Consider the following 12,498-nt stretch of genomic DNA (forward strand, 5'->3'; position numbering starts at 1 on the left):
ATAAACCTGCAATTGGAAATTCATCCCCCCCTTGCAATCACACTTAATTTACACAAGAAATTAACCAACAAGGAATTAAATTTTTACTTATTGAATAAATGTCAAAATTTATTTAATTATGAGATAAAGCCCAAAATTTCGGAAAATACAATTATGTAAAGCCCCTTTAAACCACCCACTCAGAATGAACTAAATTAGGTTGAACTAATTTAGAAAAGGTAAAAATAATTAAATTAACCTGGATAAGAAAGGGTCTTGGCGGCATAACTAACAGACAAAGAAAATCACATGCAAATCAATATATAACAATAACTTAAATTAAAACCACTCATCTAAAAGCACCTATAGAAAGAATAACTCTCATACGAACCATGAAGTCTATTTCGCTAAAAAAGGTTCATGGATCATTAACTCCCATCTAAATACCAATTTTTAATATGACGTTTAAATTAAAATAACAGTAACAACTCCAAGTTGGGTTTTATTTTTATTTTGAATTAAAGTCACAATTTATTCATGGGAAAGAGTCATGTATAAAACGGTATTATTTAGAGTATTAATTCTATTTTCAACTGAATTATTCAATTAAAAATTTAATTATCTCTCTATGACTTCAATGTCTTCCATTAAAAACCGAACGTCACGCCTGTGTTTTTTATGCTTGTTCTGTATTTATTTTACCCAACGGTTAAAAAGGCAAGCCGAAAACCGCCTCTCACAGCGTACTGCACTCTTCTTACTACGCGGCCACGACACTTACAGCGTTGCCAACTAACACAAAGGGCGCCGTTACTGGCGCCCTTTTCCATCGTTATACAGGTCAAGACTGGTTAATTCGCATCCTCTAGATATGAAGTTATGACTTATAAACACACTTACCTGATTAAGGTCTCCACACTGCAACAAATTTTCATAAGGCACTCAATTACCACTTAGTTCAGTGATTTATACAAGCGTTCCAGCTTATCTAAAAAACCATGTAATTTTATCCACCATTGAACACCTGTTCCCTTACCGATTCTTCCAAAGATATACCGCCCAATCATGGGCTGATAATAGCTTGCTAAAATGTGCAGCGAAGCGAAGCCGAGAAAGCGGTTAGCATTCCCATGCAGTATTAGCTTGTTAAGATTGCTCTTCAAATGGCTCACATAAAGTACCCTGATGGTAGCTCATTTGCCATCTCACCAAAAATCGTTGATATATGGAGAATTACCTTTCCATAGCAGCCAACCCAATCACGTCAAGTCAACCTTGCGCCCTTGTAAAGCGGGAGTGTTTTGAACACAACTCTCGATACATGTGATCAGATCTTGGGACAGTGACGAAGGTTTTGGTTTATTCGCCCACAAGGCATACATAGGCCGAGTAAAAAGTATTTCAGAGTCGTATTGAATGTGCCCGGACATCTCACTATTCAAATCGGCGATCTCTGTCATAGGCAATAGGCCTACACCCATGCCTGACGCGACCAGTTTGCGTACCAAGGTAATGTCGTTGACCCGAGAAACCTTGGAGTATTGCCGCTCGATACTTAGCAAGTCTTGCCCTGAAACTTGCGTCTTAGAGTACGGCATAATAAGTCGATCTCCGCTTTTGCAGTCTCGTCTTGAGACAAGGCATACGGCAATGTTGGCTAACTTTTTCTGGTAAAAAGACGAGTCTCTTTGCTCTCCACTACGTATGGCTAAATCAAAAGAAGTTTGGCTGAGCAGCACATTTGTATTGGCAGGCTCAATAACGACATCCACATGCCTTTTCTCTAGCAGAAAGGCTTCAAGCGCTGGGTATAGTTGGCCAATGATTAAGTTTCGTGGGCAATGTAAGACGAAGGAAACCGCTTCACTTTTCGAGCTTTCAGTCACAGCCTGATGAAGATTTAGGGTGGTCTCGCCAAGCTGTTCAAATAACCCTTTACCAAAGCTGGTGAGTTTGACTCCCCTAGAGGAGCGAATAAAGAGTGACTCACCTAATCTCTCTTCTAACAATAAGATGCGTTTGGACAAGGTAGGCGCGGTAGTTGTTAAGTCTCGTGCCGCTTTTGAATAACTGCCTCGGCGAGCTACTTCAACAAATAATAAAAAATCATCCAGCATAGGGTTTTCCGCAATCTTAGTGTTCTAAAGCTCGTATGGCTGAGGATACGATAAATCCATACAGTATACAGACAGGAGGAAGCGCTATGACAAAACTTTTGTTCACTGCTCTGTTCTCATGCGCGATGTCAAGTATGGTGTCCGCGTGGGTTACTTACATCAATCTCGGTTTACCAGAGGATTTCATCAGTCGATGGAGCTTTGCCTTTATTAATGCTTGGCCGGCTTCGTTTGCAGCGGCCTACTTGTTGAATAAACCAATCATGGTATTAACCCAAAAATTGATGTGCCAATTTACCCCCAAAAAGGAGAAAAACAATGCTTAGTGTTGTGGCTTTTATTACCCCAAAAAGTGAATTTTATGCGGAGTGCAAACAAAAAGCTGAAGGCATTCTAACGGCTACTCGAGAAGAAGCGGGTTGCTTGCGTTTTGAGCTATATGAAAACAAAGCGAAAGACCAGCTTATCTTGGTTGAAAACTGGGTCAACCAGGCCGCCCTAGACGAACACTATGCCCAGCCATATATCACACCGATATTTGAGTTTTATAAAACCGCATTAGCTCATGAGCCACAAATACACAAAATGACCAATGTAGAGGGTTAAATTCTCAGATATATCTGAGTAAGTCACTAGGTAGGTATTGGCCTCACCTACCTATCATTTAAAAGTTGCTTGAGCTTCGGCTCTAACTCATTCCGTGAACATTCGAAAAAGTATCTTGAGTCTTAGTCGTTTGTTATATGCATAGCCTATTCAACACTGAATACATAGCCCGGATACTCATCATTAAGTGTTTCCACCACTTCCAACCACGCACTTTTCTCGAGTAATTTAGGGGAAAGAGCTTCAGGAGCTAAAGACCAACTTTTTAGATTAAAACCCCAAGACACCGCGCCAACTGGATAGAATACCCCTTCTACTTCAGATAGCCCAAACAACTTTCCATTCCAAGTTAAAGTGATATGGGGAGCCGAAGTCCAACCTGGATTATCTCGAAAAACCTTACCCAAACTATAAAAGGGGTAACTACTGTCACGCTTCTCTTGGCTACCAACATCAACAAAAACCCAATTGGGACCAAAGTTTCCCAAGGACGCATGTTTACCTGAAAACTGCGCGCCGCTCGATGTTTCCACAATATGTAGCCAGTGTGTCACTTTCGAGGACGAAACCTCAATTGCTGGAAATTTTGGTGCAAAGCAATGAGAATTACCTGATTCGACAAAACGAACATCAAAAGCATCCTCTCGATTCCACAGATCAATACTGTAATTCTTTATCGCAGAGTCATTCAGACACTCACCATAGCTGCCATTTTCAATATTGGTTGAGAAAGCAGAGTTCCGATAAACGCCAAACGATAAGTAGGCACCAACAACAACGATCAGTAAAAATAACGAACCAAAAATATATTTTTTCATACCTTTTAAGCTTGCCTCCCCCTATAGCTTACGACGCCTAATTCTTATAAGTTCCCTCATCACTTCGATAAAACCCTTGAGAGGAAAATACCAAGTGCGACACCTCTGAACATCAAAACAGTAACTCTAAACTCTGTTGGTGCTGTTCTAGCAGCGCTGACGTTCAAGTACCGCGCTGCTGCCCTGCTCCCTTAATCGAGCGTATTCCAATATCTCTTCGAGTGGCATGGCCGTTTCTTTTAGTCGAATGACAAACTCAAGCCACTTTACGTCTTTCGCGCTATACACTCGGTGCCGACTGCTATTACGCTGAACATTTTGAAGCAAAACGATTTTTTCATAGTATCTAAGCGTATGAGCCGACAAACCCACCAAGCCAGAGACTATCATCCAAGAACGCGTTACACTAAAAACGCAAAAACCCAACGATAGATTGCTGCCGTTGGGTTCTACTCTTAAATGCGGGTTATAACGCTTTGTTACTTAACTGTGATACCAAAATCGCTCCATTGAGCTTTACGCTTAGTGGTAAAAATACAAGACACACCACCCACGGTATGAGTAATTGGAGCTTCAAAATCGCAAAATAGTGAGATATACAAAATTGGTAGCTGTTCATTACCGAATGAATTTGGTGTCCACATGGCTACATCACCATCTTTACATTTAGCATTCGCTTCATCACCGTTAGCAAAATGACAGATCTTATCTTGCTTTAAATCACTTAGCCCAAATGCAGCCGAAGAGTTGAATGATATTGCTGACAAAGCAAAGGTAAGTGCTAATAGAACTTTTTTCATAATAAGGTTGCCCGTAGTTTGATACATACGAGTTACTTTAACATGATGATAAACATATACTTAGCAAGATTATGCAACCTATGACACAAGCCACAAATTGCGTCACTCATGCCTTGTTGAGGAGTGAGCAACGCAATATCGATACTTCCGCATGACGCCTTAAGCACTAAAGCTAACACATAGTAAAAATGCCACGCGTTGCGAATCATTCTTAAACAGCTTGTATGCTTATTTTCGTACAAATATCGGTTCTATTTTATGAGAATCAGTTACGAAAGTAACAGGGTTATACTCAATTTGTAAGGTAGCCTCAGTATATCCTTTTGACCTAGTGCCATTTGCAATATCAGGGTACTTTTTAAACTTTATTTTATTATATTCAGGTTGAAAACTATTGACTAAAAGAGCCTCGACTTCATTTGTCAATGACTGGTCATCTGCATCTATAAAAGGAGAACAAAAGCTGCTAAATGAGTTACCTTGCAAATTATGAACTATTGGCTTGGTATCGCCTTGTAGCATCCATGATTGAAAAGGCATCATTTGTGCTTCACTGAATCCTGTAACCTCCATTAAAATCAGTGCTATTTCAAATGAATTTCGATTACCTTTGCTATCAAATAGTGCTTCCCTAGTCAGGATAGACTGCATTTTTTCGTGACCAGTTAGGCGAGACCAAATATCTTGACTAAAGGCTTGCCCAATATAATGAACTCTGTAATCTATATAATCCTTTACATTGCCTTCTAGAGCATAGCCTTCACTGCCCATTATACTCAAGTGGATAATTTTTTGAGGCGTTATCCATGCTAAATGCTCTCGGGTTTCAGTTTCAATTGCGAACGATGATACATAGTCCAAAGACATTTTATCTTTAGCGCTCCCCGTATACAAATTGGCAGTAAAATGAAAGCTTTCACCTTCACGAGCAAACCCTGCAGTGTATGGGTCTAGGCTTCCCGTAAGCGGAGGGTTTCCATTCATGTCGGATATTTCGTATTTCACTATACCTTTATCGATATGAAGCTTATTAAAATAAATCAAAGGTCTTTGGACGATAAAATATATGGTACTTTCACTCCAAAGCTGTTGGATCTCATCTAATTCTTTAAGAAATTCAAACTCATATGCACTAATGACTGGATATGCACTTTTTACTTGAATATGTATATTCTTTATTCCTTCCAACCTTCAACTTCTCCTGTTCGTCGATAAGCATAACAGCTATATTAGACAGAATAATTCTGCATTTTGCCCCTGACACATTTCTATCTAGTAATCTGAACCGTTCGGGAACTGCCTAATAACTAGCTTAATAACAACACCTTACCTGCTTGCTACTGAAGCAAACATGATGAAACACAGAAATTTTCGATATAGTTTCGGCAAAATACAGAAAATGGCGCAATGTGTGAGTGAGTCGTCATCTTGCAGGTTGATTTCTTCCCCCGCCGCCTTAGCATTTTGGTTCCTGAACTGTCTGTAGCATGAGGATTAAACCGCAATGTCGGCTAGTCTCTTGCTGATAAATTTACAGAACAACATTCAAACTCAGAAGGATGGTATGTGAGACTGATTCTTTAATAAATCAGTATTTCATACTTAAAATCAAACTATCTTATTGATATTTCCAACACTTTGACGCCGCGTGTAACGATTCATTTTTGGTAACTCACAAAGCCTTGATACTCATCCATTTGGCTTAAGTTTCCTATGTCGTTACATCGCCACTTTCAACACGCTGGCAGACCTTATCATTTATCCTTGTAAATTTAATGGTCTTTAACCATCTGAATTCTATACTTAAAGTTCCGCAGCGATGAAACCTTTTGTGCACTGATAATTTTTGTCATCACGATAAATGCTAGAAAGGTGCAACGCGTGTTGAGGTGAACTAGCCACTCAACTACTCACGTTATGAGCCGCACCGATTCAGCACTAAATACCATGTGTTGTGAATCAATCTTGATCGACGACTCCACACGTTTAGCCTCCACCACCAGCGAATCCCCATAGAACGGATAGATCAAAAGTCATCAATAGGTTTAGCTGCGTAAAAAATGACGGAGCGAGGATGAAGGCATTCAGAAATTTCGCAACCGAGCAAAGGGTTAGTTAAGAGCGAACAGCCCAATAAAACCGAAGGCTTTCACCATTATGCGCATGGTAGAACAAACACAAAACAACAAAAAATTATTGTTATTCAATAATTTTTTGTTGATCTACAAACATTCCGATGTATATTAGCTCCTCAACACCAACCCTAAACTCTTACGAGGTATAAAATGAAAAAGGCTTTACTGTTTCTTGCTCTTGGTTCTATTTCTGTTTTCGCTCACGCTAAAGCAACACAAAATTCCGACCAGATGCTTGCCCAAATCGATAACGTTATTGTTTACGCAGGTGAAAATGTAGACAGCTCAGAAGAGGTCTATGAAACGATCAATTCAACTAACTCTGCTGGGTTCGAAAACTGCGCGGTTTATTTACCGGAGGGGGAATTAGAGGCCAGCACGACGATCACTTTACGCCGCACTGAAGGTGGCTTTATGTTGGAGTGTGGCTCTAATTAGAGCTGACGAATAAAAATACCGACCTTTAGGGTCGGTATTTATTCATTTATTGTCTTAGATGCCTATGTTGCGGCATTTAAAGCGAGTGACTGAGCAAACTCTCGCATGTGCCTTGCGTTGTCTGCTTTTTCTGCATTACCACATGCTTTTCCGTAGTATTGAATGTTTGGCGAGGAATACACGGGCAATACTTTTTCAGCGTAGGTCATCACGGTGCCCGCTTCCCGGCACAAAGCGCCGAAAGAGTAAGGTTTTATATAATCATGGTTTTCTTGTAGCAACATACCTTTGAGCCAGTGATCGGGAGTGTCGTTGTGCCAAGCCCAAGCCAAATGACCGAGTTCATGCTCAAGTACCCCTACCTCTGCTGCAGATGACAGCACTAAAAAGCTACGGCTTAAATTCAGATCAACCGTACCAAAGGTTCCGTCGTCTGAGAACTCGTGGTCTTCAGGAAGAACCAGTGCATAGTAGCTACCCTCTCGCTGCATGGGTTCCAACACCTCGTCGCCAACCAGCTTAACTAACTGTTTGTGCAGCTTGCTACTTTCCGCATCTTGGAAACCAGAAAGGTCGATTCTCGTGATGCCTGATAATGTTCGCTCCATTGGTATGCATGAGTTTTGAAGAACAAGATTAGAGTAGCCTATCATCTTCTGAATTTTTGACTCGCTCATCGATACGTCAGTAAAGAAGTGAACGGGAGTTTCGACTTTTTCACCCATATCACAAGGGGCAAGGGTCAGTTCTTCGCCTCTGTGTTTGCCAACGAAAAAGAGTGCTACAACGCCCAGTAAAGAGCCGCCAACCACGAGGTTTTTCTTCATTATATTCCTTTATTGCCTTATCGCTTTATTACTTACTTTTTATAGCTTCGGTGCTTACTATTTATTGCTTGTGTGCTTAGTGCTTAGTGCTTAGTGCTTTATCAAACCATGTTTCGATGAGGGCAACAGCGTTACACTGCTGCCATCAGTGTCTTGATAATGCTAGTTACATGAACCCATTAAGCTAACGTTTTTTCCATAGACAAGTGCACAATGCCTGCTTCCATGAACTCTTCTCCAAATGGTGTGAATCCCAGCTTGGTATAGAAGTCGATGGCTTGCTTTTGTGAGCCAAGATACACGCGCTTGTAACCGCTCTTCTTCGCTTCATCGATGAGCGATAAAACAATCTTCGAGCCAAGCCCCTGTCCTCTAAAATCTCTCATGATGGCAATACGACCAATGTGACCGTCGCTTAAAATACGGCCTGTGCCGACAGGCTTTCCATCGACAGTCACCACGGCATGGATGGCTGAGCTGTCTAACCCATCGAACTCTATTTCAGGTGCGATAAATTGCTCGTTAATAAATACGTTCTCGCGAATAGAACGAATTGATTGTTCATTTTCACTATCAAAAGCTACATTTTTTACTTGGATCATCATTTACCTTTTGTGAACGTTAAAACTGAATGAAACACGAGAACCAAACTAAAAGCACTCGCTTGCATATGCAGCATAACTAAGGGAACGGATCAACCTATTGAAAAGCCGTGCAACATGAAAGGAGTAGTACACAAAATTGAGAAGGATAGCGACAAAACCCAACGTTGATGTGTTGAAATTCACGCGTTGGGTTTGAAGAGATAGGGGTTTATAAGCCGGATTAAGCGTGCGATTTTAGGTACTTTTTAACTTTTTTCATCGCCATTTGACGCTTTAGTGGCGACAGGTAATCAATAAATAGGTTACCCGATAAATGGTCAATTTCATGCTGCATGACGATAGCGAGAAAGTCATCGCTTTCAATGGTGATTGGCTGCCCTTCTCGGTCGAGAGCAGAAACAGCCACAGACGTAAAACGCTCGACATCCGCATAGTAGTCAGGCACTGATAAGCAGCCTTCTTGACCCAAAGCTTTGTTGGAGCCACTTGCGACGACCGGGTTCACCAAGATTAACGGTTGGTCTCGGCTGTCTGAAATATCGATAACCACCACGGCCTCTTTACGACCGACCTGAGTGGATGCCAAACCGATACCGTTATCCGTGGCGTAGAGTGTTTCTAACATATCGTCGATGAGTGTTTGTATCGCCGATACATCTTGCACCTCTTCCGCTTTCACTTTGAGCCTTGGATCCGGTGCGGTAAGAATGTCTAAAACTGCCATGCTTTCCTTTGAATTTTCAATTGAATCATTACGTTGTAAAAGAGTGAACAAGATAACCCAATGTTCTTTCAGTACCAAGTATGGGCGTTCTGACTAGTCAAAATTCTTGAAGTTTACCGGTTCCTTCAACAAGTTCACCAAAGGTAAGAACAGAGGTTCTGGCAGTTCATCTAAGTCGAACCATTGCCACTGCTTACACTGATGAGGCTCCATGACTTGAGGCTCACCACGAGAACTGGTCGCGACAACATACAAGGTGACGTAGTGCTTGCCTTCTTTTTCGAAGATATCGTTGGTAAAGCCGAGCTTCTTAAAAGCGCCGACCTCTAACCCTGTCTCTTCAAGGGTTTCTCGCTCCGCGCACTCTTCAATGCTTTCACCCAGTTCAAGGTGCCCACCAGGCGTCGCCCACGTATTCGCACCATGTGAGCCAATTCGCTCGCCAAGTAGGATGCGTCCTTCCCGGAAAATGACCGCAGCCACACCTACACGTACTTGATTATTCACTCTTTACTCCTTTGAAACACATTACTCGCTACTTGGTGAGGTATACCCCGTGGTGGTCGCGATCACTTCAAAACCACGTTTGGATACAATGGGTTTACTCATATCAGAAGCATCGATGGTAAGGTATTTAACCCCTCTCGATTTGGCTTCCTCAATGCGTTTGTTCAATAGCAAACTGTAATAGCCTTTACCTCGAAATGCTTCGATGGTACTTCCGCCCCAAATACCTGCAAACGGGCTGCTTCCATTAAATATGATCCACGCTGAGGTCACAGGCTGGTGGTCGACATACACGACATAGATAGACACTGAATCGGGAGCGTGCTGTTTAAGGCTGACTAAATGGTTGTAATGCCATTCGAAATCGCCACCCCAAACTTGCTCTTGGACTTTGATAGCATCGCGAATGCCTTTGCTGTCCGCCACCTCGGTGATCTTACCTTCACCAAAGGGCTCGCAGGTGGCCTTAGACAGGTCCAACACCATGAATGACTCGTGCTCATCCTGCTCAAAACCATTCTCGAGCAATACGGCACTAATGTTCGTTGGTTTGTCGGTACTGTACGTCTTCCATTCAAAACATAGGTTACGCTGCTTAAAGTACGCGAGTTGCTCTTTGACGATAGAGTCTGTGAGGCTTTCATCGAAGTCGAAAAAGGAGATATAGCTACCATGACGATCGTTAGATACGAACTTAGTCAGGTTGTTCTCTGTGACCTTAATACCATTGAATGAGTTAAAACGTTTTCGCTCGAACTCGTTGTACTCTTGCATTACATCCGTTGTATTCATAATTTTCTCTTGGTAGATCGCCCTATCTCTAATCTTTACACCATACACTTCGTACGCCAACCGAGCGAAAACCGATCGATTTACAATTTTTGCTACTGGTGCTGTTTGGCATTACGTCGGTTAAAAGTACCTTTGCCCCTAAGGCGATCGCATCTTCGATTCGAGATCTTAACAGCGCCGTTTGGCATCCCTTTGAACGATAGCGCTCTTGTGTATACGCATTGGCAAGTATTGCATGTTCGTTGTTGATAAAACTCGTCGCCCAAGCGCACGGTTTACCCTCTATTTTCGCAACGTAACAACGGAAAGTATCCGTGCAATAGAGCGCGCGTTTCTGCTGCCAAATTTGGTCTGAACACTCTAAACCGGATGTTTTGAGCAAAGCCAAAAACTCATCGGCATTATCTTGCGTCCATCGCTCAATCGTGACTTTACCTACATCGCTCAATGGTTCTACGCTGGATGGTTCTGGGCTCGATGGTTCTGCGCTTGATTTTTCAGTACTCGGCTTTTCTACATAGCCTTCTGCGGGTAACTCAAGAAACTCATGCTCAAAAGCAGGCACAAACTGATGTTTCGATAACCATGATTTCAGCTCTGTTGTTAAAGCGTTAGGCGCAATAGAAATCTCAGGTGAGATACCATCTACAAATAGCTTGAGGTCCGCCTCTAAGCTCGCGGAATTGCAACCCCCGTCAATGAGGATCTGGTTGTCGTACTTACGTGTTTTGTCGATAAAAACAGTGAAGCCATCATCTTCAATTGAAATCAGTTCACTGGCTAAATCGGTTGAAAGGGTTCGCTCATTATTAAAATAAAAGTAAGCGTTATATGCGTCTTTAACTGCTTTAACTTGCATTGTTTTCCTTAACTTGATGGAAACAAAAAGCTCTGTAGAGCCAAAACAACACACGATTAAGTGCTGCTTGTTTTGAATGGTACAGAGCCGATAGGAATACTGCGATTGTTACAGGTTTACTTTTAGCGTACCTGACGAGTCCGCGACTAACTTTATTGTTCTAATCACGGCTTGCTTAGAAAGTGGACTGTATAAATGTGGGTAAAGTGCCCCATCATCTTCAGCCCCTACAGGAGGCTCATCTCTTAAGTCTTTAGCAATCACGCTTTTGTCGATTTCTAGAAGATATGCTTGCGCCACTCCCACAAAGAAACAATCTACAATTTTTTGCAGTTGCTCTTCATAAGCAAGGTGGATAAAGCCTTCGCCCTTCAAGGATGCGGGTTCATAGGTTTCTGCGCTTTGGTATTCTTTGTAATCACTTTCGGTCAGTAAGTGGTATAGCATTTTTATTTATCCTACTTGCTAAGAGTTTGAGTCTACTTAAGCCGTCTAGCGGCCTGATTACACGGTTTATGATTAATCTCTTACATCGCCCATATGCTTAACAATACGCGCATACAGTAAGATGTTTATACTCATCGATATTGCTACATCAACGCCTGTGGTAGCAATATCGCCATCATCAGATATCACTGAAAAGTAATAGAAAAATAACAGAATATAGAGAGGCAACATAAAAATGAGAAACCTCAAACCCACAACAAAGCTGATACCAAAATAGCGACCTAAGAAGTCTCGCCCATTTTCTGCACCATTGGCTCTATAAGCAAAATAGGTCCCTAGAAGTACGATTACGCTGAAACTGATTGATTCGATAACCTCCCAGGTATTTGAAAAGCCATTCGCGTAGCCATACATCGCGAGCGTACCCAACGCGATATATATAAATACATACCGAAAACGATCTTTCTCCGATAACTTATCGGCTTTGATGTCTGCCTTTAAGTCTTTGATGTTCAAAAAATACATACCTAGCCCTTTTACTGATAACGGTTCCGAGACCGAACATTGACGCTGTTTATAATTGAAATAGTTCGGCTACTAATAGCAACAGCTATTAAATTGACAATTAAGTCATTTAATAACAATGCCTTAGCAAGAAAGTCGCATCATACATGACGAGAAACAGAAGTATTCCTAATAACTCTAATTAAATGTAGAAATCTTATGAATATGTGTATTACTTATCATTTTATCCATATACATCCTTGCCCAGACGGGATAGTTGATTTTAGGTTTGTGTGTGACGCGATGATGGATAAACGACGTGAGGTTCTATAGATAAAAA

16 protein-coding genes and 1 pseudogene are annotated in these 12,498 nt (G+C 41.6%); 3 read left to right on the forward strand and 14 right to left on the reverse strand.

Features of this window, described 5'->3' with window-relative positions; translation table 11 throughout:
- Positions 1-932 precede the first annotated feature (932 nt).
- Positions 933-1,151 carry a hypothetical protein gene (locus tag CWO08_RS23840; RefSeq protein ID WP_146161750.1) on the reverse strand — a complete coding sequence of 73 codons (219 nt, stop codon included), beginning with the start codon at positions 1,149-1,151 and terminating at the stop codon, positions 933-935.
- 87 nt (positions 1,152-1,238) lie between these two features.
- On the reverse strand, positions 1,239-2,096 hold the full coding sequence (locus CWO08_RS05255; protein ID WP_108020033.1) for a LysR family transcriptional regulator: 858 nt from the start codon (positions 2,094-2,096) through the stop codon (positions 1,239-1,241).
- An 86-nt stretch (positions 2,097-2,182) separates the two neighbouring features.
- On the opposite strand from CWO08_RS05255, the gene CWO08_RS05260 reads away from it, so the two are divergent.
- Together CWO08_RS05260 and CWO08_RS05265 are read left to right on the forward strand one after the other, a co-directional pair.
- The gene (locus CWO08_RS05260; RefSeq protein WP_108020034.1) at positions 2,183-2,422 is read left to right on the forward strand and encodes a DUF2798 domain-containing protein; all 240 of its coding nucleotides are present in this window, start codon (positions 2,183-2,185) and stop codon (positions 2,420-2,422) included.
- Positions 2,415-2,702: a putative quinol monooxygenase gene (locus tag CWO08_RS05265; protein WP_108020035.1), complete on the forward strand. Its 288-nt coding sequence runs from the start codon at positions 2,415-2,417 to the stop codon at positions 2,700-2,702. The genes CWO08_RS05260 and CWO08_RS05265 overlap by 8 nt, the downstream gene beginning before the upstream one ends.
- A gap of 146 nt (positions 2,703-2,848) precedes the next feature.
- On the opposite strand, the gene CWO08_RS05270 is transcribed toward CWO08_RS05265, so the two are convergent.
- The 4 genes and pseudogenes from CWO08_RS05270 to CWO08_RS05290 form a co-directional block, all read right to left on the reverse strand.
- Complete coding sequence (locus CWO08_RS05270) at positions 2,849-3,520, reverse strand: hypothetical protein (RefSeq protein WP_108020036.1); 672 nt, start codon at positions 3,518-3,520, stop codon at positions 2,849-2,851.
- 127 nt (positions 3,521-3,647) lie between these two features.
- A pseudogene (locus tag CWO08_RS05275) lies at positions 3,648-3,910 on the reverse strand (MerR family transcriptional regulator); the annotation flags it as partial.
- A gap of 89 nt (positions 3,911-3,999) precedes the next feature.
- Complete coding sequence (locus tag CWO08_RS05280; RefSeq protein ID WP_061031117.1) at positions 4,000-4,320, reverse strand: hypothetical protein; 321 nt, start codon at positions 4,318-4,320, stop codon at positions 4,000-4,002.
- 228 nt (positions 4,321-4,548) lie between these two features.
- Entirely contained in the window at positions 4,549-5,508 is a 960-nt protein-coding gene (locus tag CWO08_RS05290; RefSeq protein WP_108020037.1) for a hypothetical protein, read from the reverse strand.
- A gap of 1,097 nt (positions 5,509-6,605) precedes the next feature.
- Here CWO08_RS05290 and CWO08_RS05295 point away from each other — a divergent pair.
- A complete protein-coding gene (locus CWO08_RS05295; protein WP_017106668.1) occupies positions 6,606-6,893 on the forward strand; it encodes a hypothetical protein in 288 nt (95 codons plus the stop codon).
- Between the two features lie 62 nt (positions 6,894-6,955).
- Here CWO08_RS05295 and CWO08_RS05300 read toward each other — a convergent pair whose 3' ends face one another.
- The 8 genes from CWO08_RS05300 to CWO08_RS05335 form a co-directional block, all read right to left on the reverse strand.
- Positions 6,956-7,720 carry a hypothetical protein gene (locus CWO08_RS05300; protein ID WP_108020038.1) on the reverse strand — a complete coding sequence of 255 codons (765 nt, stop codon included), beginning with the start codon at positions 7,718-7,720 and terminating at the stop codon, positions 6,956-6,958.
- A gap of 179 nt (positions 7,721-7,899) precedes the next feature.
- Positions 7,900-8,322 (reverse strand): GNAT family N-acetyltransferase, encoded by a 423-nt coding sequence (locus CWO08_RS05305; RefSeq protein WP_102286258.1) that lies wholly within the window; start codon positions 8,320-8,322, stop codon positions 7,900-7,902.
- 223 nt (positions 8,323-8,545) lie between these two features.
- Positions 8,546-9,049, reverse strand: a complete 504-nt coding sequence (gene def, locus CWO08_RS05310; RefSeq protein WP_108020039.1) for a peptide deformylase — start codon at positions 9,047-9,049, stop codon at positions 8,546-8,548.
- Positions 9,050-9,142: 93 nt separating this feature from the next.
- Complete coding sequence (locus CWO08_RS05315; protein ID WP_108020040.1) at positions 9,143-9,556, reverse strand: NUDIX hydrolase; 414 nt, start codon at positions 9,554-9,556, stop codon at positions 9,143-9,145.
- A 21-nt stretch (positions 9,557-9,577) separates the two neighbouring features.
- Complete coding sequence (locus tag CWO08_RS05320) at positions 9,578-10,348, reverse strand: GNAT family N-acetyltransferase (RefSeq protein ID WP_108020041.1); 771 nt, start codon at positions 10,346-10,348, stop codon at positions 9,578-9,580.
- 28 nt (positions 10,349-10,376) lie between these two features.
- A complete protein-coding gene (locus CWO08_RS05325) occupies positions 10,377-11,207 on the reverse strand; it encodes a GNAT family N-acetyltransferase (protein ID WP_108020042.1) in 831 nt (276 codons plus the stop codon).
- 108 nt (positions 11,208-11,315) lie between these two features.
- The gene (locus CWO08_RS05330) at positions 11,316-11,654 is read right to left on the reverse strand and encodes a DUF952 domain-containing protein (RefSeq protein WP_108020043.1); all 339 of its coding nucleotides are present in this window, start codon (positions 11,652-11,654) and stop codon (positions 11,316-11,318) included.
- Between the two features lie 72 nt (positions 11,655-11,726).
- Positions 11,727-12,179 carry a hypothetical protein gene (locus tag CWO08_RS05335; protein ID WP_108020044.1) on the reverse strand — a complete coding sequence of 151 codons (453 nt, stop codon included), beginning with the start codon at positions 12,177-12,179 and terminating at the stop codon, positions 11,727-11,729.
- Positions 12,180-12,498 lie beyond the last annotated feature (319 nt).

Origin of the sequence: Vibrio sp. 10N.286.48.B8, from assembly GCF_003050085.1 — a bacterium.
Taxonomy (GTDB): Bacteria; Pseudomonadota; Gammaproteobacteria; order Enterobacterales; family Vibrionaceae; genus Vibrio; species Vibrio crassostreae.

What these genes read in the sequence shown, in the direction of transcription:
- CWO08_RS05260 (WP_108020034.1), top strand. Translation starts at nt 2,183, where the DNA reads ATGACAAAACTTTTGTTCACTGCTCTGTTCTCATGCGCGATGTCAAGT.
- CWO08_RS05335 (WP_108020044.1), bottom strand. Translation starts at nt 12,179, where the DNA reads ATGTATTTTTTGAACATCAAAGACTTAAAGGCAGACATCAAAGCCGAT.
- CWO08_RS05320 (WP_108020041.1), bottom strand. Translation starts at nt 10,348, where the DNA reads ATGAATACAACGGATGTAATGCAAGAGTACAACGAGTTCGAGCGAAAA.
- def (WP_108020039.1), bottom strand. Translation starts at nt 9,049, where the DNA reads ATGGCAGTTTTAGACATTCTTACCGCACCGGATCCAAGGCTCAAAGTG.
- CWO08_RS05305 (WP_102286258.1), bottom strand. Translation starts at nt 8,322, where the DNA reads ATGATCCAAGTAAAAAATGTAGCTTTTGATAGTGAAAATGAACAATCA.
- CWO08_RS05300 (WP_108020038.1), bottom strand. Translation starts at nt 7,720, where the DNA reads ATGAAGAAAAACCTCGTGGTTGGCGGCTCTTTACTGGGCGTTGTAGCA.
- CWO08_RS05280 (WP_061031117.1), bottom strand. Translation starts at nt 4,320, where the DNA reads ATGAAAAAAGTTCTATTAGCACTTACCTTTGCTTTGTCAGCAATATCA.
- CWO08_RS05270 (WP_108020036.1), bottom strand. Translation starts at nt 3,520, where the DNA reads ATGAAAAAATATATTTTTGGTTCGTTATTTTTACTGATCGTTGTTGTT.
- CWO08_RS05265 (WP_108020035.1), top strand. Translation starts at nt 2,415, where the DNA reads ATGCTTAGTGTTGTGGCTTTTATTACCCCAAAAAGTGAATTTTATGCG.
- CWO08_RS05295 (WP_017106668.1), top strand. Translation starts at nt 6,606, where the DNA reads ATGAAAAAGGCTTTACTGTTTCTTGCTCTTGGTTCTATTTCTGTTTTC.
- CWO08_RS05325 (WP_108020042.1), bottom strand. Translation starts at nt 11,207, where the DNA reads ATGCAAGTTAAAGCAGTTAAAGACGCATATAACGCTTACTTTTATTTT.
- CWO08_RS05255 (WP_108020033.1), bottom strand. Translation starts at nt 2,096, where the DNA reads ATGCTGGATGATTTTTTATTATTTGTTGAAGTAGCTCGCCGAGGCAGT.
- CWO08_RS05330 (WP_108020043.1), bottom strand. Translation starts at nt 11,654, where the DNA reads ATGCTATACCACTTACTGACCGAAAGTGATTACAAAGAATACCAAAGC.